20 protein-coding genes are annotated in these 20,569 nt (G+C 41.1%); 2 read left to right on the top strand and 18 right to left on the bottom strand.

The annotated features are described in order from the left end of the window. Positions 1 to 25: 25 nt before the first annotated feature. From CTER_RS15695 to CTER_RS15720, 6 genes are all read right to left on the bottom strand, one after another. Positions 26 to 778 carry a TMEM165/GDT1 family protein gene (locus CTER_RS15695; protein WP_004627137.1) on the bottom strand — a complete coding sequence of 251 codons (753 nt, stop codon included), beginning with the start codon at positions 776 to 778 and terminating at the stop codon, positions 26 to 28. A gap of 219 nt (positions 779 to 997) precedes the next feature. Beyond that, the gene (locus CTER_RS15700; RefSeq protein WP_040761360.1) at positions 998 to 2,374 is read right to left on the bottom strand and encodes a PhoH family protein; all 1,377 of its coding nucleotides are present in this window, start codon (positions 2,372 to 2,374) and stop codon (positions 998 to 1,000) included. A gap of 73 nt (positions 2,375 to 2,447) precedes the next feature. After that, positions 2,448 to 3,287, bottom strand: coding sequence for a histidinol-phosphatase HisJ family protein (locus CTER_RS15705; protein WP_004627084.1), 840 nt, complete (start codon positions 3,285 to 3,287; stop codon positions 2,448 to 2,450). Between the two features lie 126 nt (positions 3,288 to 3,413). Continuing rightward, entirely contained in the window at positions 3,414 to 3,923 is a 510-nt protein-coding gene (locus CTER_RS15710) for a hypothetical protein (RefSeq protein WP_004627121.1), read from the bottom strand. A gap of 263 nt (positions 3,924 to 4,186) precedes the next feature. After that, complete coding sequence (locus tag CTER_RS15715; RefSeq protein ID WP_004627106.1) at positions 4,187 to 5,014, bottom strand: TerC family protein; 828 nt, start codon at positions 5,012 to 5,014, stop codon at positions 4,187 to 4,189. 191 nt (positions 5,015 to 5,205) lie between these two features. Next, entirely contained in the window at positions 5,206 to 5,847 is a 642-nt protein-coding gene (locus tag CTER_RS15720) for a DedA family protein (protein ID WP_004627101.1), read from the bottom strand. A 295-nt stretch (positions 5,848 to 6,142) separates the two neighbouring features. On the opposite strand from CTER_RS15720, the gene CTER_RS15725 reads away from it, so the two are divergent. After that, positions 6,143 to 6,751 carry a CAP domain-containing protein gene (locus tag CTER_RS15725; RefSeq protein ID WP_004627158.1) on the top strand — a complete coding sequence of 203 codons (609 nt, stop codon included), beginning with the start codon at positions 6,143 to 6,145 and terminating at the stop codon, positions 6,749 to 6,751. Positions 6,752 to 6,857: 106 nt separating this feature from the next. On the opposite strand, the gene CTER_RS15730 is transcribed toward CTER_RS15725, so the two are convergent. The 11 genes from CTER_RS15730 to CTER_RS15780 form a co-directional block, all read right to left on the bottom strand. Continuing rightward, positions 6,858 to 7,091 carry a glutaredoxin domain-containing protein gene (locus CTER_RS15730; RefSeq protein ID WP_004627165.1) on the bottom strand — a complete coding sequence of 78 codons (234 nt, stop codon included), beginning with the start codon at positions 7,089 to 7,091 and terminating at the stop codon, positions 6,858 to 6,860. A gap of 148 nt (positions 7,092 to 7,239) precedes the next feature. Continuing rightward, positions 7,240 to 7,884, bottom strand: a complete 645-nt coding sequence (locus tag CTER_RS15735; RefSeq protein WP_004627085.1) for a DedA family protein — start codon at positions 7,882 to 7,884, stop codon at positions 7,240 to 7,242. 186 nt (positions 7,885 to 8,070) lie between these two features. Beyond that, complete coding sequence (locus tag CTER_RS15740; protein ID WP_004627071.1) at positions 8,071 to 9,180, bottom strand: serine hydrolase; 1,110 nt, start codon at positions 9,178 to 9,180, stop codon at positions 8,071 to 8,073. 194 nt (positions 9,181 to 9,374) lie between these two features. Then, complete coding sequence (locus tag CTER_RS15745; RefSeq protein ID WP_004627115.1) at positions 9,375 to 10,118, bottom strand: GntR family transcriptional regulator; 744 nt, start codon at positions 10,116 to 10,118, stop codon at positions 9,375 to 9,377. 156 nt (positions 10,119 to 10,274) lie between these two features. Continuing rightward, positions 10,275 to 11,702, bottom strand: a complete 1,428-nt coding sequence (gene purB / locus CTER_RS15750) for an adenylosuccinate lyase (RefSeq protein ID WP_040761364.1) — start codon at positions 11,700 to 11,702, stop codon at positions 10,275 to 10,277. A gap of 200 nt (positions 11,703 to 11,902) precedes the next feature. Beyond that, on the bottom strand, positions 11,903 to 13,183 hold the full coding sequence (locus tag CTER_RS15755; protein WP_004627166.1) for an aspartate aminotransferase type Ic: 1,281 nt from the start codon (positions 13,181 to 13,183) through the stop codon (positions 11,903 to 11,905). Between the two features lie 251 nt (positions 13,184 to 13,434). Next, positions 13,435 to 14,370: a dipeptidase gene (locus CTER_RS15760; protein WP_004627053.1), complete on the bottom strand. Its 936-nt coding sequence runs from the start codon at positions 14,368 to 14,370 to the stop codon at positions 13,435 to 13,437. 23 nt (positions 14,371 to 14,393) lie between these two features. Next, positions 14,394 to 14,774: a YraN family protein gene (locus tag CTER_RS15765; protein WP_004627038.1), complete on the bottom strand. Its 381-nt coding sequence runs from the start codon at positions 14,772 to 14,774 to the stop codon at positions 14,394 to 14,396. Between the two features lie 78 nt (positions 14,775 to 14,852). Beyond that, positions 14,853 to 15,152 carry an EscU/YscU/HrcU family type III secretion system export apparatus switch protein gene (locus tag CTER_RS15770; protein WP_004627073.1) on the bottom strand — a complete coding sequence of 100 codons (300 nt, stop codon included), beginning with the start codon at positions 15,150 to 15,152 and terminating at the stop codon, positions 14,853 to 14,855. Positions 15,153 to 15,180: 28 nt separating this feature from the next. Then, positions 15,181 to 17,049 (bottom strand): flagellar hook-length control protein FliK, encoded by a 1,869-nt coding sequence (gene fliK / locus CTER_RS15775; RefSeq protein ID WP_004627151.1) that lies wholly within the window; start codon positions 17,047 to 17,049, stop codon positions 15,181 to 15,183. Between the two features lie 21 nt (positions 17,050 to 17,070). After that, on the bottom strand, positions 17,071 to 17,838 hold the full coding sequence (locus CTER_RS15780) for a ribonuclease HII (protein WP_004627074.1): 768 nt from the start codon (positions 17,836 to 17,838) through the stop codon (positions 17,071 to 17,073). Between the two features lie 172 nt (positions 17,839 to 18,010). Between CTER_RS15780 and CTER_RS15785 the strand changes: the two genes are divergently transcribed. Beyond that, complete coding sequence (locus CTER_RS15785; protein ID WP_004627105.1) at positions 18,011 to 19,528, top strand: ABC transporter substrate-binding protein; 1,518 nt, start codon at positions 18,011 to 18,013, stop codon at positions 19,526 to 19,528. A gap of 110 nt (positions 19,529 to 19,638) precedes the next feature. On the opposite strand, the gene ylqF is transcribed toward CTER_RS15785, so the two are convergent. Then, positions 19,639 to 20,556: a ribosome biogenesis GTPase YlqF gene (ylqF, locus tag CTER_RS15790; RefSeq protein WP_004627125.1), complete on the bottom strand. Its 918-nt coding sequence runs from the start codon at positions 20,554 to 20,556 to the stop codon at positions 19,639 to 19,641. Positions 20,557 to 20,569: the final 13 nt, after the last annotated feature.

Raw genomic sequence — 20,569 nt, forward strand, 5'->3', positions numbered from 1 at the left:
ATATGTCCGGCAATTTTTTTAAGAGCTATTTTTTTGCTGCATCCGGCTTTTGAAGTTTTACCTTGCAGTATTGGCCCACAATCCTGTTTTGTTCTTCAACAACTTTATTGTTCTTTATTAATAAATATGCAGCTATACCTGTAACAATGATAATTGAAATCATACAGACAATAATGGCCCAAAGCGGAAGCTGAAGCATATCACCGGCCACCTGGTAACTGCCTATCAAACCAAAGAAAATAAATACTCCGGCCGATATAAGTTTAATAGTTCTCTCAGGTATTTTCCTGCACATGACCACCCCGACTATAATGCCGATCCCATCCGCAATTAACATTCCGGTGGTGGTTCCTGTCAAAATCCCAATGGGGCTGGCAGGGAACTTTGCTGCAAGGGCAATAGTGGCCAGCTGGGTTTTATCACCCATTTCGGCAATAAAAAATGCTATTGCAACCGTCACTACCGCTCCAAATTTTGTTGTCCTGTTCTCCTCGCCCTCCAGTCTGTCACCTCTGATTGTCCACAATCCAAAAAATATGAAGGATAATGAAGCAATTGCCTGTATCCAGATTTGAGCCGCTTCAAAACGGGTTATAAAATTACCTACTGCAACAGCTAACGCATGGTTTAAAACGGTAGCTATAAATACGCCTGCCAATACTTTTGCCGCTTTGTACCTGGTGGCAAACGCCATTGCCAGCAGTTGCGTCTTATCCCCCATTTCAGCCAGGACAACTGTCCCGGTTGAAAACAGGAATGCAATTAAATTAGAATACATTTTTACACCCTCTCGGTTTCTACATAATAAAAAAATATATTAAAAAAGACTTTTAACATAACCCCTCTAGAAAAGGTTATGTCAAAAGTCTCGTTACCCAATCGGTTACAAAGCCAGGCATTTACGCCAGTATGTTGACTTTGTATTAAAAACTACTCCCTTTTAACATGTTCAATGATAATATATTAATTGATGGCTTGTCAATACAATATTCAGATTTTACATTCTCTTTGCCGCTTCATAGGCAAGCTCCGAGCGTTCACATTCTTCATCGGTAAGAGTAATCTGGTAACACAGGGGACTTCCCTTCATTTTTTCAGCTGCATAACTCAGTCCGTTTGTCCTTATATCGAGAAAAGGATGGTCTATCTGCTCGGGGTCACCTATCAATATGATTTTTGTGCCCCTTCCGGCACGTGTAATAATCCCTTTTACTTGCTTCGGAGTCAGATTTTGTGCTTCATCGATGATTATCCACTGTTTTACGATAGACCTGCCTCTTATAAAGGCAATAGCCTCGGTATTGATTATCTTCCGGTCAAAAAGTTCATCTATTTTATCCTTCAATTCCTTTTCACTTTTATACCGTTCGTTTTCGTCATTGTCAATCAACACCTCCAGATTGTCTATTACAGGCCGGAGAAAGGGAGCTATCTTTTCCTGCTCGGTGCCTGGCAAAAAGCCTATATCCTCATCGAATTTCACATTGGGCCGGCATACCAGTATCTTCCGGTAGGACTTGTTGTTCTCGGCAACCATTTTATGAAGGCCTACAGCAAGTGAATAAAACGTTTTTGCAGTGCCGGCCGAGCCCTTTATTATGACAAGTGGTGCTTTTTCGGCATCCAGCATCAAAGCTTCCTGTATAAATTTTTGTCCCGCATTTCTGGGAGATACACCAAAGGGGTGCTCATGCATGAAGTTGAGAGGAACGACCTCCTTGCCGTCAAACCGTGCCAGAGCAGTATGTTTTTCATTTTTGACAGAGTGGATTATCAGGAACTGGTTTGCAAAAAGTTCGACTTTTTCCTTTTTGTCCGAATTATTAGGGAAATAAAACAGATCCTCTGCTAAAAGCTTTGAGTTCTTGTAAAAATCATTCAGTTTCTTCTCGGTAGTATAAGCTTCCACACGCCCTCTGTACTGCTCATCGTACACAGGCACCTGTTCTGCAAAAAAATCCTGTGCGGCAATTCCCAGAACATCGGCTTTGATTCTGGCAAAAAAATCTTTTGTAATCAGAAATACTTTTTCTCCATTTTCCTTTAAGCCCTTGCATACTTTCAGTATCCTGTTATCGTTCACACTGCCTATCCAGCTCTCGGGAAGCTTTACCTCGTGAAAATTCATCTCTATACGCAGGAGACCTCCGTTATCGAGCTTGACACCCTTGTTCAGATTTCCTTTTTCCCTGAGTCCGTCAATAAGCCTTGCTACATGCCTTGCATTTGCTCCAAGCTCGGTATTGTCCTTTTTAAATTTGTCCAGTTCCTCCAGTACCACCTCGGGTATAACAATGTTATTATCGGCAAATGAATATAGTGCATACGGAGTATGCAATAAAACGTTAGTATCCAGAACAAAAGTCTTCTTCAATTTCTTCATTAGTTACCGCCCCTGTCCATATTTTTTTAATTACATGGTAAACCGCCTGCTCTGTGAAAATACATCAGGCGTATTGCTTGTTGTAACCACCAATAGAAGCTTTCCGGGATATTTTTATCATAGAGGGCTGCCTGTTTACATAAACGGTTATATAATCAAATCCTGCCTGCTCAATCATTTCGATTCCTTCCCTGATACCTTTTCCCACATCCTCTGCAGTATGCGCATCAGAGCCTACCGTAATTATCTCTCCCCCCAGCTGCCTGTACAGGCTCACTATGTCAAGGTCGGGCAAACAGGCTTTTGCAAACTGTCTCAAGCCTGATGTATTCACTTCAATTCCTTTACCGTTCTGAATGATTTTTCTCAGAATTTCTTCAAGTCTGTCTCTGTAATCAATTAAATTGGCCTTGATTTTATAAATGGAGGTATACCTTTTGATAAGATCCAGGTGGCCTACGCAGTCAAATTTATTCCAGCTGACCAATGCCTTTAGTTCTTCAAGATATCTGATGCAATAGTATGGTGTATTATGTTCATTGTACGTTATTTCCCCAAAATCCAGGTTATCGCTCATTTTATGGGCTGAAGCCAGAACATAGTCATACTTGTGTGCTTCAAGCAATTTTTCGGAATATTCCGGATATATGTGCGGTTGTCCAAGTTCAACTCCTCTTTTTAGTTTAATATCTTTCGCAAAAACCGACTCAGCACTTGAAATCTCCTCAAAATACCTGTCGGCATCATAAAATGGATATTTTTCATTTCCTAAAGAAGGCTCGAAATGGTCAGTTACGGCAATTTCTTTTAAACCTGAATCAATAGCTTTTACGCACATATCATATATTTTGTTCTTTCCATCACTTGAATTATCCGAATGCGTGTGGTAATCAATTAGATACATATATAATTCCTTTCTTGATCCAGCTGTTTTTTCTTTACAATTATAGAATAATACCTTAATATTAATAATTCATTAAAGCCTCCTTAATTTAAGGTAAATTCTAAAGAAGTTTAAATTATATCAAGCTCAGTCTTCTGCAAAATAATCGAAATCAAAATGCTCCTTCTTACTGCTGTGTTTTACACCAAGGATCTCACTATCCTCGAAGCCATCATAATGTTCTTTTACAGCATCAAAGGATTTTTCTTTCTCATCTTTAAGGGATTTCTCTTTTATATCCTTATAGGATTTCTCTTTTACATTATATTCCTTCTCTTTATTTGATTTATGTTTTGAGTTTATGTTAAATTCTTCATATTCATTTTCATGAAATCCATCAAATTCATCGGTTTCAAGCAATTCATCCAGGATGCCCTTTTCCTTTAACAGCAATAATAAAATGAGCCCCTCCCATAAGGTTAATTTTTGATTTTTACATTTCTTCTTATGTTTTCTCGTTTCTTCCTCATAATATTGCAGAATAAGCTCCTTAAGTATCTTATCATTGTTAGCATGCATATCAGGAGCCTTGTTTTTATCTTTAAATGTTGAATTATTGACTTGCGTATGCGGCCTTTTTCTGCCATGTCTTCTCATACATATCGCTCCTTGCCCAAAATAGTGCCATAATATTATATGAATAGTTAACATAAATTGTAACAAAAAACCAGATCCGCAAACTTTGAATAGATCTGGCCAAAGATTTAAGTTGACTTTATTCCAAGGATTTTTAATCCTTACTGACTGAGGTTCTCCCTGAAAAACGCCGGGTTAATATCACCTCTGTATATTTTATGTCAACTTATAAATATTTGTTACAAACTTTTATACTAAATTACATAGCAGAGGTTTTATTAACTCTATGCCTTTCCCGTTTTTCGGCTAATCATCACCGATGCCACAATGCTAACGGTTAAAATAGAAATAATCACAGCCAGGGAAAGTCCAACGGGTATGTGTACACTGAACATTAACAGTGCCAGCTTAAGACCGGTAAACGTGAGAATCAGGGCTACACCATACTTCACATATTTGAATTTTTCATGAAGATTTCCCAGTACGAAGTACATGCTTCTAAGCCCCAAGATTGCAAATATATTTGATGTATAAACTATAAACGGATCAAGTGTTATTGAAAAAATAGCCGGTATGGAGTCCACTGCAAATATTATGTCTGTGAACTCAATGACAATAAGAACTGCCAGCAGAGGTGTAGCGTATAATACTTTGTTTTTTCTCACAAAAAATCTGTCGCCCTCCAGACTGTCACTGACCGGAATAAGCCTGCCAATAACCTTTAGTATCCTGCTGTCCTTGACATTGTTATCCTCATGTCCGAACATCATTTTGATACCGCTGAAAATAAGGATGGCTCCGAATATGTAGAGCATCCAATGGAACTTATTAATAATTGTTACTCCCAACAGCACAAATATCAGCCTTAAAACGAGAGCTCCGGCAATTCCGTAATTCAGTACCCGCCTTTGATATTCCGGTTTTATTCCGAAACTGCTGAAAACCATAATAAAAAGGAATAGGTTATCAATGCTCAGGCTTTTCTCAATTACAAAGCCTCCCATGAACTCCAGAGCCTTTTCCTGTCCCATGAAGAAATAAACTCCCGTATTAAATACCAGTGCCAAACCGATCCAGAACGCCACCCAAATCAGGGCTTTTTTTGTTGACATACATGTACCTCCAGTTTTTTTATTTATATAAAAAGACTCTGAGACAAAACCTGATGGTTTTGTCTCAGAGTCTCACGAATTGTGGATATACCGGGCAAATTGCCGTAATGACGGTTAATCCTCTGTCGTTGTTACAGACCGTTACTCCCTCTGTTTGCTGCTTTAATACAATTAGTTCAGCCAGTTATATTTTAGGATTTGTTTCTTCTGTTTGCCAGCCACGTAATAACAACCGGCAATAGGGAAATACCTATTATAGCAAGTATAACCAATGTGAAATTCTCACTCACTACCGGAATGTTCCCAAAAAAGTAGCCTGAAGCCACGCAGATGGATACCCATGCTACTCCGCCTGCTATATTGTAAAGTATGAATCTGCCGTAGGACATACTGCCCATTCCCGCAACAAAGGGTGCAAAAGTCCGTATAACAGGGATAAACCTTGCCATAATAACGGTTTTCCCTCCATGCTTACGGTAGAATTCATGAGCTTTATCCAAATGTTTTCTATTTAAGAATCTGACATTTTGCTTTTTAAAAATCCTGGGCCCCAGGAACTTGCCAATGTGGTAATTCACCGTGTCACCTATGACAGCCGCCGCAATCAGAACACCGGTTATCAACCATATATTCATGGTCCCTGATGCCGATAGGGCACCAACTACGAAAATCAGAGAATCACCCGGCAGAAAGGGAGCCATAAACAGGCCTGTCTCGCAAAAAATAATCAAAAATAAAATTACATATGTGAACCCTCCAAAATTGTTTATCAATTCTGTCAGATGTTTATCCAAATTAATTATGAAGTCAAGCAGCGTGTAGATTATGTCCATTCTTCCTCCGTGTTTTATAAGTATATCCAAAATGTATCCATCTATTAAAATACTATTAAAATAAAAGCAGTAAATCAAAAAAGATACTTATAGAAGTGTTTAAAAATAAGCTGTTTGGCCACTGTATCAAGATTGTAATATGTTAAGTGTGATTTTGTCAATTAAAATAATGTTAATTAATTGTAAAGAACTTCTTAACAAATGCTTTTAATGCATAATATTTCAATTTTTTTAAAAATTTGTTGGTCATATTATTGCAACAAACACAAATAATAGTCATTGAGGTGATATAATTTTGAAAAAAATATTGATTATAGCAACATTGGTTTTCAGCTTGCTGACAGTAGGAGTTTTTGCTCAAACCTATACTTGCAAGCGCGGTGACACCTTGTCCGGAATAGCTGCCAAGCACGATACCACCATAAGCAGGTTAAAATCCTGTAATCCACAGCTTAAAAATTCCAATGCCGTTAAGCCGGGACAAAAGCTGACAATACCTGACCAAGGCAGTATCTCCGATTATGAAAAGGAAGTTGCAAGGCTTGTTAATGTGGAAAGATCCAAAAGAGGCCTGCAGACTCTAACTTTAAATGCGCAGATATCAAAGGTAGCCAGATTAAAGAGTCAGGACATGGTTAACAAGCACTATTTCTCCCATACCTCACCAACCTACGGATCTCCTTTTAAAATGATGGAATCCTTCGGTATCAGGTTCTCAACAGCAGGCGAAAATATCGCCTATGGACAGAAAACACCTGCTGAGGTTATGAACGGCTGGATGAATTCACCGGGACATAGAGCAAATATTCTGAGCTCCACCTACACAAATATCGGTGTCGGTCTTGCTAAAACAAGCACCGGCGTCAAGTATTGGACTCAAATGTTTACAAAACCTCTAAAGTAGGTATTGTATTGATCCCAATCAGTTTCCAGGTATAAAATAAAAGCAGTGTCCTTGAGCCGGCTCATTGGATACTGCTTTTATTTATGCTTTTAATTCTCAAGATGTTTTAAGAAGCGTCAAGAAGCTTGTCTATATATTCCTTATCATAACCTACAATTATGTTACCATCGATGTCAATTACCGGGACAGCCCGCTGACCTGACTTTTTTATCATTTCCAAAGCCCCTTTGGTGTCCTTTGAAACGTCAACGTCCACGTACTTTATGTTGTTGGAATCCAGGTGTTCCTTAAGTACATTGCACCATTTACAGGTCGGTGTGGAATAAACCTTTATTGCCATACAAATCCCCCCTTAATCAGCAAAACATTTCCATTTCTCCTTTTGCCAAAATAGTGTAAATCCGTATATTAACAGTAATACTATAATGATACCTCATAATTGGACTTGTAAACACAAATTTAAGTAAATATTTTCCATATACAAATGTTTATAACTCCGACGAATCGGACTGCTTTTTCCTGGATTTACGGGATTTGTAGATAATATAGCCTATTATTGCTATAACGGCAATAATGGCCACCGAAGCCATATTGAACACAGACAGGAAACGTTTGACCTGCTGGATGTTTTTACCTATTACACGTCCGATCAAAAGATAAATGACCTGCTGCAAAACAATTGAAAACAAAATATAAGTAAAATATATTCTTTTCTTTACCTTAAATACTCCTGAAAACAAAACCATGATTGAACTGGTACCCGGAATGAATTTGCTCAGAATCAAACCATACTTGCCATACTTATGGAATACTTTTTCAGACCGTTTGATATGTTTTTCATCGATATATTTCAATACAAGCTTGTATTTGAGTACTTCATCACCCTTTTTATATCCGAACCAGTATACCAGGATAGAACCTATAAGACTTCCCATTACAGATACAAATAAAACCATAAGAAAATGGAAATTGGGCCCAATTGTCGTCAGATATCCTTCAAAAACTATAATAACATCTGATGGATACGGAGGAAAAACCAATTGGAGTATACCTGAAACTAAGAAGAAAATATATGTAACTACTGGATTTCCGTTGATAATGCTGTGTATAGAGTTAAGAATAAAATCCTCCATTAAAAATAGCTTCCTCCCTTGTTTAATTACAACCGATATTCAATTAATTATACCCTTCTTTTTATAATATGTCTGAACATGAATAAAAACAGCCCATAAATAAAACAAATTTATAAATGAGCTGCAAATAATTTATCCATAAAAATAGGATAACCGGTTTCCAATATTTTATTTAAAGTTAATTTATTATTTTGCCTGTACAGGTGTCTCTGCTGCATATGCCTCTTCAAAGTCAAATATCTTTTTGGAAAGTGCGGCTATATTGTTGCAGGCTGTTCCGAAATCCACATCTTCGGTCATTACAGAAAGAACATACGGGTGCTTTCCGAATACTATACCCACATCATTGGCTGTTTTGGTCTGATTTCCGATTTTATGTGCAACTTTCACACCTGTCAGCTTTGCGCTGATTCTGTCATTCCAGTCGGTGTTTTCAAGATTGTTTATCAGCTCCCCATAAACAGCTTCATTGTCCAGGTAATGACTGTACAGATCCCTGGCTACAAGAGCCATGTCATAGGGACAGGAACGGTGGGTCTTGCCGTAATAAACCTTTCCTCCAAGGTCGGTCAGATACTTGCGGACATTTTCTATGCCTACCTGACGGATAATCATGTTGACACCGCAGTTATCACTCTTGCGGATAGCGAGCTTTGAAGTCTCACGGACAGTGTATTCGGTCCCATATGGTGAATTTTGTATGATTCCGGTACCGTACTCCAGATCCTCCTCCTTATACACGAGCTTGTCCTCAAGGGATACCTTGCCTGCCTCAATGTCCTTGAAAAGAACCATATTAATTGGGAGCTTGGAGGTACTTGCCGCAATATACTCAACCTGGTCGCTGACATTAACCATTTCACCCGTAGCCAGATCAATATAGGTTACGCCGTACCTGCCTGAAAGCTTGGAGGTATAGTCGGTAATAATTTTTTTCAGTTCGTCCATCCTGCCGCTTTTTGCCGCCGTGCCGATTTTTGGCAAATACCCGTGTGCCTGGGTAGTAACACCATTAAGGTCGGAATTCGATCCATTGGCCGTACTATCCGATGGCTGCCCGGTCGAACCTGCAGAACCGGAATTTGTTGCGGCAGAGTTTGCAGCAGTGCCCGGCCCGGTTTGTGTCACAGCAGTCTGACTGCTGCCGGTATGGGTTGAATCTCCGGCTTTTGATGCTCCTGTTACATTATCCCTGTTTAAAAACAAATATACTGCCATAACAACTGCAACTATAGATAAAACCGTTGCAGCAACAACCAGTGCTCTTCTTTTTTTATATTTTCTTCCGTTTTTCATATGATACCTGCTCACCTTTCCTCCTGTTATGCTCAGTACGAAGTTGAAATTAACTTTATGCAATAAAAACATTTTTTCCAAATCAACAGCATCTAATTTTAACACTATTGGTACACTGGATTCAAATACATTTTAATTAATATTTTCTTAAATACAGTTTAATTATTGACATTTCCACTGCATTCTGTCCTTTCTTACTGTTTGCTGTTTTCAAACATCAATCTGCAATTATCGGCCCTGTACTTGGAAATTATATACTCCACTGCCTGTCCGCTCTTTGAAAACAGGGTATTCTGAAGCTTTATGAGGGGCTGGCCGGGTTGGACCCTCAGCAAAGGCGAATCGTTGTTATCGGCAAATACTATTTCCAGAATACTCTTGCTTTTTTCAGGAATAAGAGGATATTTTCCTCTCAGAATGTCAATTGAGGATTTCCCGTCTTTAAGCTGGTTGACAATATCCGGAAACAGATTTACGGGAATATAGGACTTATTCAGCAAATAAACTTCATTGGCCTGATTATTTATAAATGATAAATAAGTGATTACGGTTACCGGCATACTGCTGTTATAGTTAAAAATGCGGTTAAGTATGTCAATTGACGAACTCTCTACTACGGATATGTCTATTATATTTTTCCCGGCGGGAGCCTGGCAGTCAAGAATGGAATCTGTGAATCCGGTATAGTTTTTGATATCTATAACATTCTTGCGTCCATAAACAAAAGTTCCTTTTCCCTTTTCCTTGTATAGATAACCGCTGTTTGTCAGCTCGGTTATGGCCTGTCTCACCGTAGGCCTGCTGATATCATACAGCTGGCAGAGGTCCTGCTCGGAGGGAATCTGGGTGCTGGGGGCATATTCATTGCTTTCGATCTTTTTTATTATCATGTCCTTAAGCTGCAGATACAGTGGGATGCTGCTGAACTTGTTTATCATATGTAACTCTCCATTCCGGTTTAATCAAAGTTAAACCCTGTATACTTTTCTCTTGTGTAATTAAATCCTAACAAAAAAATAAAAGATGGGATGATGTATTGACATCCTATCTTTTATTATATCAAACTTGAATCCAACATCAATAGGTCTCCGAATCTATACCTTCAATTCAACCTTTATGTCGGCCAGTTCACTGCCGGCAAGCACCGGCCTGACTTCATCCTCAATGAATTCCACAACCTGCTCGGGGCTTCTGCCGATGTAGTTCTTTGGCTCGAGTACGGCTTTAAGTGCTTCCAGAGACATTCCGAACAGCGGATCAGCAGCAATTCTCTCAATAAGGTCATTGGACTCGCCATCCACTTTAACACGCTTGCCGGCCTCCATTGAGTGCATTCTGATCTGTTCGTGGAGCTCCTGCCTGTCTCCCCCGTGTTTTACAGCCTCCATCATTATGTTTTCGGTGGCCATGAAGGGCAGCTCATCCATAACATGTTTCAGTATGACCTTAGGGTAAACTACCAGGCCGCCTGCCACATTTATATATATGTTAAGGATGGCATCAATGGCAAGGAAGGCTTCGGGCACTGAAATTCTCTTGTTTGCGGAGTCATCCAGGGTTCTTTCAAACCATTGTGTGGAAGCGGTTATTGCAGGATTCAATGCATCCACGATAACATATCTTGCCAGGGAGGAAATTCTCTCACATCTCATGGGGTTCCTTTTATAAGCCATTGCAGATGAACCTATCTGCTTTTCCTCAAAAGGTTCCTCCATTTCCTTCATGCTCTGGAGAAGTCTCATATCGTTGCTGAATTTATATGCGCTCTGTGCTATCCCGCTGAGAACATTTAAAACCCTGCTGTCCAGCTTTCTGGGATAGGTTTGGCCAGACACGGCAAAAACTGCTTTAAAACCTATTTTGTCGGCGATGAGCCGTTCAAGCTTTTTAACTTTTTCATGGTCACCGTCAAACAGGTTCAAAAAGCTTGCCTGAGTTCCGGTTGTTCCCTTTGAACCCAGCAGCTTCATATTTTCAATTGCATGCTCCAGGTCTTCCATATCCATCAGGAGCTCCTGGATCCAGAGTGTGGCTCTTTTTCCCACCGTTACAAGCTGGGCCGGCTGGTAATGGGTAAAACCCAGCGTGGGCATATCCTTGTATTCCAGGGCAAAATCCGAAAGTTTCTTTATAAGAATGAGCATTTTACTTTTAACAAGCTTCAATGCCTCGGTCATGACTATAATATCGGTATTGTCCCCGACATAGCAGGAGGTCGCTCCAAGATGAATGATGGCCCTGGCATCGGGACACTGCTCACCGTAGGCATGCACATGGGACATGACATCGTGCCTGAATTGTTTTTCATATTGTTCGGCGGTTTCATAATTGATGTCATCCTTCATTTTTTTCATCTGTTCCAGCTGGGCATCGGTAATATTCAGGCCCAGCTCCTTTTCAGCCTCAGCCAGTGCTATCCAGAGCTTTCTCCAGGTCCTGAACTTCATATCTGGTGAAAATATCTGCTGCATTTCGCTGCTTGCATATCTTGCATTAAAAGGACTTTCATAAACATTTTTCATCATTCTAATCTCCCTTCGTACCGGATATATTATACAACAAAAACCGAATATTTGCATCAAAAATATTAAAAATGTTCGGATTATTTCTTTCCAAAAAAAGTGCGGGATACAAATCCCGCTTTAGACATTTATGAATATTAGAACGTATACGGAATACTTTCTAAACTCATGTAAAATTATATGCTTAATCCCTTATTCGTTCAAGCCATTTCTAAAAATTTCTTTGCAGAAACCAGCCGTATACTGATACAGAATATCTCTATGGCCTTCTTAAGCTCTTCTACAGGCGGCAGCGTGGGAGCTATCCTTATATTTCTGTCCTTAGGATCTTTTCCGTAGGGATAGGTCGCTCCGGCCTTTGTAAGTACCACTCCTGCTTCAAGTGAAAGCTTTTCAACCTCTTTGGCGCAGTTGTTGAGAGTGTTGAGGCTGATGAAATATCCACCGTTGGGTTTGTTCCAGGAGGCTATTTCCTTTCCTCCCAGTTCTTTTTCAAGGATCTCATTAACTATATCGAATTTAGGCTTCAAAATACTTGCATGTTTTTTCATATGCAGGTTGATGCCGTCAAGATTTTTAAAATATCTGACATGTCTCAGCTGGTTTATTTTATCATGGCCTATGGTCTGGATGGTCATGCTTTTCCTGATGCCGTTGAGATTCTCAACACTTGCTGCCATAGCTGCTATTCCGGCTCCCGGGAAACTGATTTTTGAGGTGGAGCTGAAAACGTACACCATGTTATCATTTCCGGAGGCCTTGCAGGCAGTCAGTATGTTTTTCAATTCATCAGGCTTGTCGGACAAATGATGTACGCAATAGGCGTTATCCCAGAATACTCTGAAATCCTTTGCTTTCGGTCTTAGAGCCGCAATTCTGTCGACCACCCTGTCGGAATAGGTGATTCCATCCGGATTGCTGTACTTTGGAACACACCACATGCCCTTGATACTGTCATCTTCTGAAACAAGTTTTTCCACCGTATCCATGTCAGGACCGTCCTGCCTCATATCAATGGTGATCATTTCAATTCCGAGCAGCTCGCAGATTGCAAAATGGCGGTCATATCCGGGGCTTGGACATAAAAATTTGACCCTGTCCAGCTTTGACCAGGGAGTACTGCCGAGAATACCAAGCGACATGGCTCTTGCAACCGCATCATACATCAGGTTCAGACTTGAGTTTCCACCAATGATGACTTCACTTTTATCTACGTCAAGCATTTCTGCAAAAAGTTCCTTTGCTTCCGGCAGACCGTCTAGAACACCATAATTGAAGGTATCGGTGCCGTCAGCCGCCTTGCGGAGTTCCCTCGAAGGAATATCAAGAATCTCCATACACATGTCCAGCTGTTCCGAGCATGGTTTGCCCCTTGTCATATCAAGCTTTAGCTTTTGCTCTTTAAATGCATTATATCTTTTTTCAAGTTTTTCTATCTCATTTTGAAGTTCATTTTTGGATAATTTACTGTAGCTATTCATTATCTTCTCCTCTCAAAAACAATATAACCAATAATAATTCTAATACATATTATTCTTGTTTGCAAGTTTATTGATCTTTTTATTCAAAAAATTATTTACCAGCAGACAAAATAAAATTTAAAAGAATAATTATGCAAGTATAGCCTGATTAAGCTGCAGTTATTTTGAAGAAAGTAAAAAAGTCAATTACCTATCGGCTGAAAGCCCATAGTAATTGACTTTGGTAAGCAGCATTCTTTTTATAGTATTTGTCAAAGTACGCTTTTTATAACCCTGATAAAGTTTTCCCCGGCAATTTTTTTAACCAAACCCTCGCTATAGTTCAGCTTGAGAAGCTCATTGAGGAGATTGGAATAGCATTGTACGCCTTCCAGCCCTTCAGGTGTGGATTCAATACCGTCAAAATCGGAACCCAGACCAAGAGTGTCCTCACCGGTAAGTGCCACAATGTATTCAATGTGAGAAAGCGCATCCTTTATTGAGGCTTTTCCCCCGTCATTGAGGAACACCGGATAGAGGTTCAGTCCCGTAACGCCGCCGTTTTTCTTCAGGGCAAGCAATTGCTCATCGGTGAGGTTCCTGGGATGACTGCACAATTTTTTTGAATTTGAATGAGATGCAATGATGGGAGCGGCAGTCAGGTTTATCACATCCCAGAAACCTGCCTCCGATATATGTGAGACATCTATCAGCATTCCAAGCCTGTTCATCTCCGTGATCACGTCACGCCCAAAAGGTGTCAGTCCCCCTCCCGATATCCCGTCAATAACTCCGTCGGCTATCTGGTTCCTGTAATTCCAGGTAAGCGTCATACCCCTTACACCCATTTTGTAAAGCATCCTTAAAGAAGCCAAACTTCCCTCCAGTGCTTCACCGCCCTCAATTGTGAGAACGGCTGCAATTTTTCGGCCGGCAAATGCGTCTTCCATATCGTTGTAATTACAGCATAACATTATGTCCTGTTTATTGTTTTCTATCTCCTGGTACAGCCTGTCGATGATACTCAGAGTTCTCTTCAGCGCTCCCATTTTAGCATGCTCAGGGGAAATAAACGCCGCAAAGAACTGGACATAGCTGTCGTAATTCTTTAGTCTGCTTATATCAATGTGGCAGTTGTTTTTGCGGAGTCCCTCCCCGCATTTCATTATGGTGGTTATGGTGTCGCAATGGGCATCAACAATAAGCATATCAGTCTCCTTTTAAAAAAATTCTAAAATGCATTCTCTATATGGTTTATACTTTTGATAACGGAGTTGAAATTAACATCTTTTGTGAGTATGATTTCAATGACATCAAACCGTACACATGCGCATGTACTTCCTGTATTTGAAAGATAGATGGCGGCAATCCGGTGTATTTTTCTCTGCTTAGCTGCTGTTACCGCCTCTCCGGGAGAACCACAGGTGCCGGTGCGTCTGGTCTTAACCTCTATAAAACAAATATATTCGGCATCTCTTGCAATTATATCTATTTCACCCAAACGACCGACTCTGTAATTGGTTTTTAAAATTGCATATTTTTTCTCAAGAAGGTACTGAACTGCTTTTTCCTCACCGTCAGCACCCAGCTTCCTGGTATTTATGCCGGTCATATGACTCACCTTCTTTTAATGTTATGGCAGCCTGCCACTTTATCCAGTTCCGATTGCCTCAGACACCTTTTTAAAAGCCTAATCCTCGTAATCCTGACCGTAGCTTTTGTCCACGCTTCCTATGAATATAAGGATTTCGGCAACAACGTCATAAACCTCCGGCGGTATCTGGTCGCCGATTCCAAGAGCCGAAAGAGTTTGAGCCAGCTCAGTATTCTGATATACAGGTATATCGGCCTCTTTGGCCTTTTCGATCATTTTTTCGGCTACAATTCCCTTGCCTGTGGCAACCACTTTCGGGGCGGCATCGGTCTCGGGAGAATACTGCAGTGCTGCTGCATGCCTTATGCCTTTCCTGTTTTTATCCTTGTCCTGCAAATTCCCACCGCCTATAATTAAGTATGAATTAAATAGAAATATCAATGTTATTGGAGCTTTTAATAAATTCCTTTTTTGCCTCTGCTTCAAAATTAACTATATTAATGGGTTCATCCATGAGCCTGTAGGTAAAGTCCACAAGCCTGAAGCCTTTTTCAAGCAGAGAGTTGTAAAGCTGTTTGTGGTGTTCCTTCAGCACAGGAAACACCTCACTGTTTTCAAGTCTGAAATTTGTGCTTATATTTTTCCTGTCAACACTTAGGAGAGTATCTATCCTTCCGATATTATTGCTATCCAGGGATATAAGCACAGTCATATTGGAGGGGTCAAGCTTTTTGGATCTGGAGCCCTTTTTCAGCATATACAGCTCACCGGTGGTATTCTGATTGAATATGCTCAAAGGAAGCTGCACATACGAACTATAATTGTTGAGCTGATTAATAAAATTCACATTGCTTTCCAGATTGTTCACTATTGTGCCGGCAGCTTCCCTCATCCCCTGGGGCAGCAGCTGCAAAGTACTTTTGAGAGTCTGCAGGGCAGCGTCCATTTCTTTATACAGCCTGACAGGATCAATATTCTGGCTGGTTTCATCAATCCTGACAAACAGACTTTCAAGGGTTTTTACAGCTGCTGCGAATACTCTTTCCTCCCCGGCAAGCTGCTTTGCTGCCGCCAGCTCTTCACCCGACAACTTTCCCGAGTTCATAAGCGCAGTCAGTTCCTTATTAAATGCGTTTAATAAGGTCAGTTCGGATTTGCCGGAGGGCGTTTCCCCCTTTAGCATGTTAAGGAGCTTTTCAGCAGTTGAGTTTAAGCCTGAGTTTTCCGTTTGGGCGGGGTTGCGGGCAATGTCTGCTTTATCACCGGTTTCTGCCGGTAAATTTCCCGGCTTGGGGGCTGTGTCAATCTCTGAGGTATTTGCCTTAACCGGTGAACTTACCTGGTCATTGACCGCTTTACCGGCCCCTTCCGCGCCCGATTGGGCCGGCTTGGCTGTTTGTCCCGTTTCACCGCTGTTTGTCTTATTATTAACAACTGCTTCTCCTGCTGCTTCCTGACCGGCCGTCCCGACAGCCGGCCGTGTGTTTGCCGAAACATCCGGCACCCTGCCGTTTTCAGCAGGATTGGCTGACGCTTTGGCCTGATCTTGGCCGGCAGCAGCTGGAGTGCCATTATTTTGAACCGCCTGATTTTTGATTTCTTCCCCGGCTTTTGCAGTCAGTTCACCTTTTTCGGCCAGTGAAGCCGCTATTTTCTGCACCAGCCTGTTTAAGGCAGAAGCGTCTGCCGGCAAATCAGTGCTGCCTTTTATCCGTGAATCCACCAATTTTGCAAGTTCCGAGATATCATTGCTGAGCTTCAGCCTTCCGGCCAAAAGACTCTGCAGCTTGTCTATGTTGTTTGTATCTTCCGACAGCTTTGAAGCTGTCAGGAATGCTGCTTCATTTGGCTTTAAACCGGCATTTGCCTTTAGCAGCCCGGTCATTTTAGCCATATTCTCTTCGGTAATCGGTAAATTTTGCTGTGTCAATGCCTGGGCAATCTGCAGGTTCTGTTCTGTAAGAGGCAGTTTAAGTGCAGTCAGTACATTCCTGATATTTTCAAAAGCCTTATCGGTTTGAGGCTGAGTTGCTTTTTCAGCAACATCAAAGGCCGGCCGGCCGTCAACAAAACCCTTAAAGGTCAGATTTACAAATTCGCCTTCGGCTGCTTCGACCGGCGCCGCCGCTGCACCTGAAACCACCGTGCCGTCAGAAAATTTCAAAGTCAGCTCGCTTCCTGAATTCTCAAGGATCTGAACCCTGACATTATCGCCCGGCTTTAATTTGCCCATTATATCAGAACCATTATAGGTCGTGTTTGCTGCGGCAGAAGTAAAGCTGTCTATTCTCAAACCATATCACCCCACAATATATCAATCGGTAAAGTTTTTTACAAAGCTTAATCTATGTATCGGACAAAGTCCGAATTTTTTAATAGCTGAAATATGCTGGGGTGTTGCATAACCTTTATGTACTGCAAATCCATATTCCGGATATATGTTGTCATATTCCTTTAAAAGCCTGTCCCTGGTCACCTTTGCCAGAATTGATGCGGCGGCTATTGAAAAGCTCAGGCTGTCACCTTTGATTATGGGGACTTGTTTTGTCTTAATGTTTTCAAGCCTCACTGCGTCGAGCAGAATGCAGTCAGCCTGCGGCTTTAGCTGTTCAAGGGCTCCTGTCATGGCGCTTTTTGTAGCATTCAATATATTTATGTTGTCTATGCACTTTTCATCAATGGCCTGAATGCCATAAGCAAGTGCCTTTTCCTTGATTATTTCAAACAAGGCTTCTCTTTGTGCCTCACTCAATTTCTTTGAGTCATTTACACCTTCTATGGTCACACCTTCCGGAAAAATCACCGCTGCCGCAACAACCGGACCTGCCAGCGGCCCCCTGCCGGCTTCATCCACACCCGCTATGTATCTGAACCCTTCTTCCCGGGCCTGTCTTTCAAAGGACAGCAGCTTTTCAAGCCTCTCTGCTTCGGCTCTCTGCTTTTCCTTCAGCCTGTAATATCTCTCCAGGAGCTTTGCCACTCCCGAGCCTTGATTTCCAAAGGATAAAAGATAATCAATTGCCTCATCCACCGATTTTTCCTGAATCTGTTCCTGTATTTCCTTAAGGGATAATTTTACCATACTTCCTCCCTGACTGAATTTTTGCTTTATTTTATCAATATTTATACTTTACTACAGAATTAAGGTGTTGGCTAGTGTCACAATATATTGGCTCCGGTTGTATTTCGTCATTGGAACAGCAGATCGGATGTGTTATAATTTCTATTATCTGGATATAAAACGGAGGTATAAAATGAAAGTATCAATGAAAAATTCTCATGGCAAACCGGTTATTATTCTTTGTTTGCTGTTTATTATGACTTTTAATTTCGGCAATCTTCAAACTGTCAGCGCAGAACCTGATGCACTTAAGGATGCTCCGAAATTGGAACAGGTCAGGCTGAATTGGTTTTTTCCTTCCGGCGGCGGCGATCAAAAGGATATGGCCCAGGTTGAAAAGGCAATCAACGAATATCTTGAGGGGAAAATCAATGTGAATCTTGATCTGGTTACCTGTCCCTGGAATGAGTATGATACGAAATTGAGAACCGTCATTGCGGCCGGTATGCCTTTTGATATCAATTTCACCTCAAATTGGACCGGCGACTACAGAAAACTTGCATCAGATTCGTTTTATAAAGATATCACCGATATGCTGGACACCTATGCTCCCAAAACCAAAGCACTGCTTGGCAAAAATATTTTAAAGGGCGCCGAAGTCAATGGCCGCATATATGCCATACCTGTCTATAACTCCTCCATCGTGAACTGCTACGGCATTCTCCTGAACAATGACCTTGTTAAAAAATACAAGATAGATATCTCCAAAGTAAAAAAATTACAGGATCTTGAACCTATTCTGAAAACCGTAAAGTCAAAGGATAAGAAGTTAATAGCATTTTACCCTTCCGATAAATACGGGAATCAACCGGAAATCGTAAATCTTTTAAATTATGACAAGCTCACGCCTTATTGTCCCGGAGCAGTCTTGCGAGACGGAAAAACTACCAAAGTAATAAATGAATTTGAGACAGGCGATGCAAAGAATTTGTTCTCCTTGATGAACAAATGGTATAAGGCAGGTTATATCCCAAAGTCCGCATCCCGGGGAAACCAATTTTTTGATTCCAATAAGAATAACATTTTTGCCATGTATTCCGGAATCACCGCCAATACCCATGAAGAAATGATAAACTACAATAAGCTGGATATGATTCCCGTCCAACTTGGCAATTCCGCACTCACTACCGGCGGAATAAGAGGTGCAATGCAGGCAATTTCCTACAAATCGGAAAATCCTGAACGGGCACTTGTGCTTCTGGAATTGGTCAATACCGATAAAACACTTTCCGATATGATCAATTATGGAATAGAAGGAGTACATTACAGGAGAACCGGAACAAACACCGTCACTCAGCTACTGCAAGGTGAAATCAGCTACAATCCGTCAATGGCATGGCTATTTGGAAATGAATCCACAGCCAGCTCACTGTCCGGGTGGTCTCCTGAACGCTGGAATAATCTGGATAAGAGACTTAAAACATCGGTAGTATCACCTCTGATTGGCTTTGAATTCGATTCGTCTCCCATAGAGGAGCAGATGTGGAAAATAAACAGTATTACGAATAAATACCTGTTTGACCTGTCCTTTGGAAAAACCGATCCTACTGCCACTCTTTCCAAAATGAACAGTGAAATGAAGAAAGCCGGCCTGCAGAAGGTATTGACCGAAATGCAGAAACAGGTGGATAATTTTAAAATTAAAAAATAATATACCTTTATTTGAGCTAAAATATATGTGTTGGAAGCAAACCCACAGGCATTGATAACAATTCCTGTGGGTTATTTTTTATAGTTTGCACCGGGGTTGTTTTACCCTGCTTAAAGGTCGGTAGCTGTCTGTACTTCGGGGCCAACTTCTTTAACAGTTCCGGTTTCCTCCCTGTCTCCCGGCTTTTCAAGGGTTATCCTTCCGATTTTTCCGCCTCTGAACTCATCAAGAACTATAGCCGCTATCCTGGAATAGTCGATCTGTCCTTTCGAAACAATACAGCCCCTCTTCCTGGCAACCGTTTCCAGCAGCTCAAGAGGCTCAATATCTTTCAATATACCGGGCTCAAGCTTGAATCTGGTACAAAGCTCGGCAGGATAGTTTTTTGAGAGCCTGACAAGCAATTCCATGGCAGCTTCGGCAATATCCATTATGTCGTCTTTTATGGCACCTGTAAAGGCTAGATTCATACCAACTTCCTGATCTTCAAACTTTGGCCACAATATACCCGGAGTGTCCAGCAATTCTATTTCGGAATTGATCCTTATCCACTGCTTTCCTCTTGTGACACCGGGCCTGTCCCCTGTTACGGCAGTTGCCCTTCCCACTATCCTGTTTATAAAAGAAGATTTTCCCACATTTGGAATACCAACTACCATGAGTCTTACCGGAGTAAAGAGCTTGCCCTTTGCCCTGTCTCTTTCAATCTTTTCCGACATGAGCTCTCTTGCACGGGCTTTTACTTCATTCAAACCCTTTCCGCTTATTGAGTTTATCAGAATGCATTTTATTCCCTGCTCCGCGTACCATTTTACCCATTGTCCGGATATCTGCTCGTCTGCAAGATCGGATTTATTAAAAGCAACAAGCCTGGGCTTGTTATTTATCAAAGTATTAATTTCGGGATTTCTGCTGCTGAAAGGTATTCTGGCATCAAGCAGTTCTATGATGACGTCGACCAGCTTTAAATTTTCGGCAATAAGCCTTCTGGTCTTAGCCATATGTCCCGGAAACCACTGTATATTCATCTAATTCTCCTTT

The organism is Ruminiclostridium cellobioparum subsp. termitidis CT1112 (genome assembly GCF_000350485.1).
Lineage (GTDB): Bacteria > Bacillota > Clostridia > Acetivibrionales > DSM-1351 > Ruminiclostridium > Ruminiclostridium termitidis.

Bases quoted from the DNA above. Each gene is read 5' to 3' on its own strand.
- CTER_RS15785 (WP_004627105.1), top strand. From the start codon at position 18,011: ATGAAAGTATCAATGAAAAATTCTCATGGCAAACCGGTTATTATTCTT.
- CTER_RS15760 (WP_004627053.1), bottom strand. From the start codon at position 14,370: ATGCTTATTGTTGATGCCCATTGCGACACCATAACCACCATAATGAAA.
- CTER_RS15755 (WP_004627166.1), bottom strand. From the start codon at position 13,183: ATGAATAGCTACAGTAAATTATCCAAAAATGAACTTCAAAATGAGATA.
- CTER_RS15740 (WP_004627071.1), bottom strand. From the start codon at position 9,180: ATGAAAAACGGAAGAAAATATAAAAAAAGAAGAGCACTGGTTGTTGCT.
- CTER_RS15695 (WP_004627137.1), bottom strand. From the start codon at position 778: ATGTATTCTAATTTAATTGCATTCCTGTTTTCAACCGGGACAGTTGTC.
- CTER_RS15745 (WP_004627115.1), bottom strand. From the start codon at position 10,118: ATGATAAACAAGTTCAGCAGCATCCCACTGTATCTGCAGCTTAAGGAC.
- CTER_RS15735 (WP_004627085.1), bottom strand. From the start codon at position 7,884: ATGGAGGATTTTATTCTTAACTCTATACACAGCATTATCAACGGAAAT.
- CTER_RS15780 (WP_004627074.1), bottom strand. From the start codon at position 17,838: ATGGTAAAATTATCCCTTAAGGAAATACAGGAACAGATTCAGGAAAAA.
- CTER_RS15720 (WP_004627101.1), bottom strand. From the start codon at position 5,847: ATGGACATAATCTACACGCTGCTTGACTTCATAATTAATTTGGATAAA.
- CTER_RS15765 (WP_004627038.1), bottom strand. From the start codon at position 14,774: ATGACCGGCATAAATACCAGGAAGCTGGGTGCTGACGGTGAGGAAAAA.
- purB (WP_040761364.1), bottom strand. From the start codon at position 11,702: ATGAAAAATGTTTATGAAAGTCCTTTTAATGCAAGATATGCAAGCAGC.
- ylqF (WP_004627125.1), bottom strand. From the start codon at position 20,556: ATGAATATACAGTGGTTTCCGGGACATATGGCTAAGACCAGAAGGCTT.
- CTER_RS15710 (WP_004627121.1), bottom strand. From the start codon at position 3,923: ATGAGAAGACATGGCAGAAAAAGGCCGCATACGCAAGTCAATAATTCA.
- CTER_RS15730 (WP_004627165.1), bottom strand. From the start codon at position 7,091: ATGGCAATAAAGGTTTATTCCACACCGACCTGTAAATGGTGCAATGTA.
- CTER_RS15705 (WP_004627084.1), bottom strand. From the start codon at position 3,287: ATGTATCTAATTGATTACCACACGCATTCGGATAATTCAAGTGATGGA.
- CTER_RS15715 (WP_004627106.1), bottom strand. From the start codon at position 5,014: ATGTCAACAAAAAAAGCCCTGATTTGGGTGGCGTTCTGGATCGGTTTG.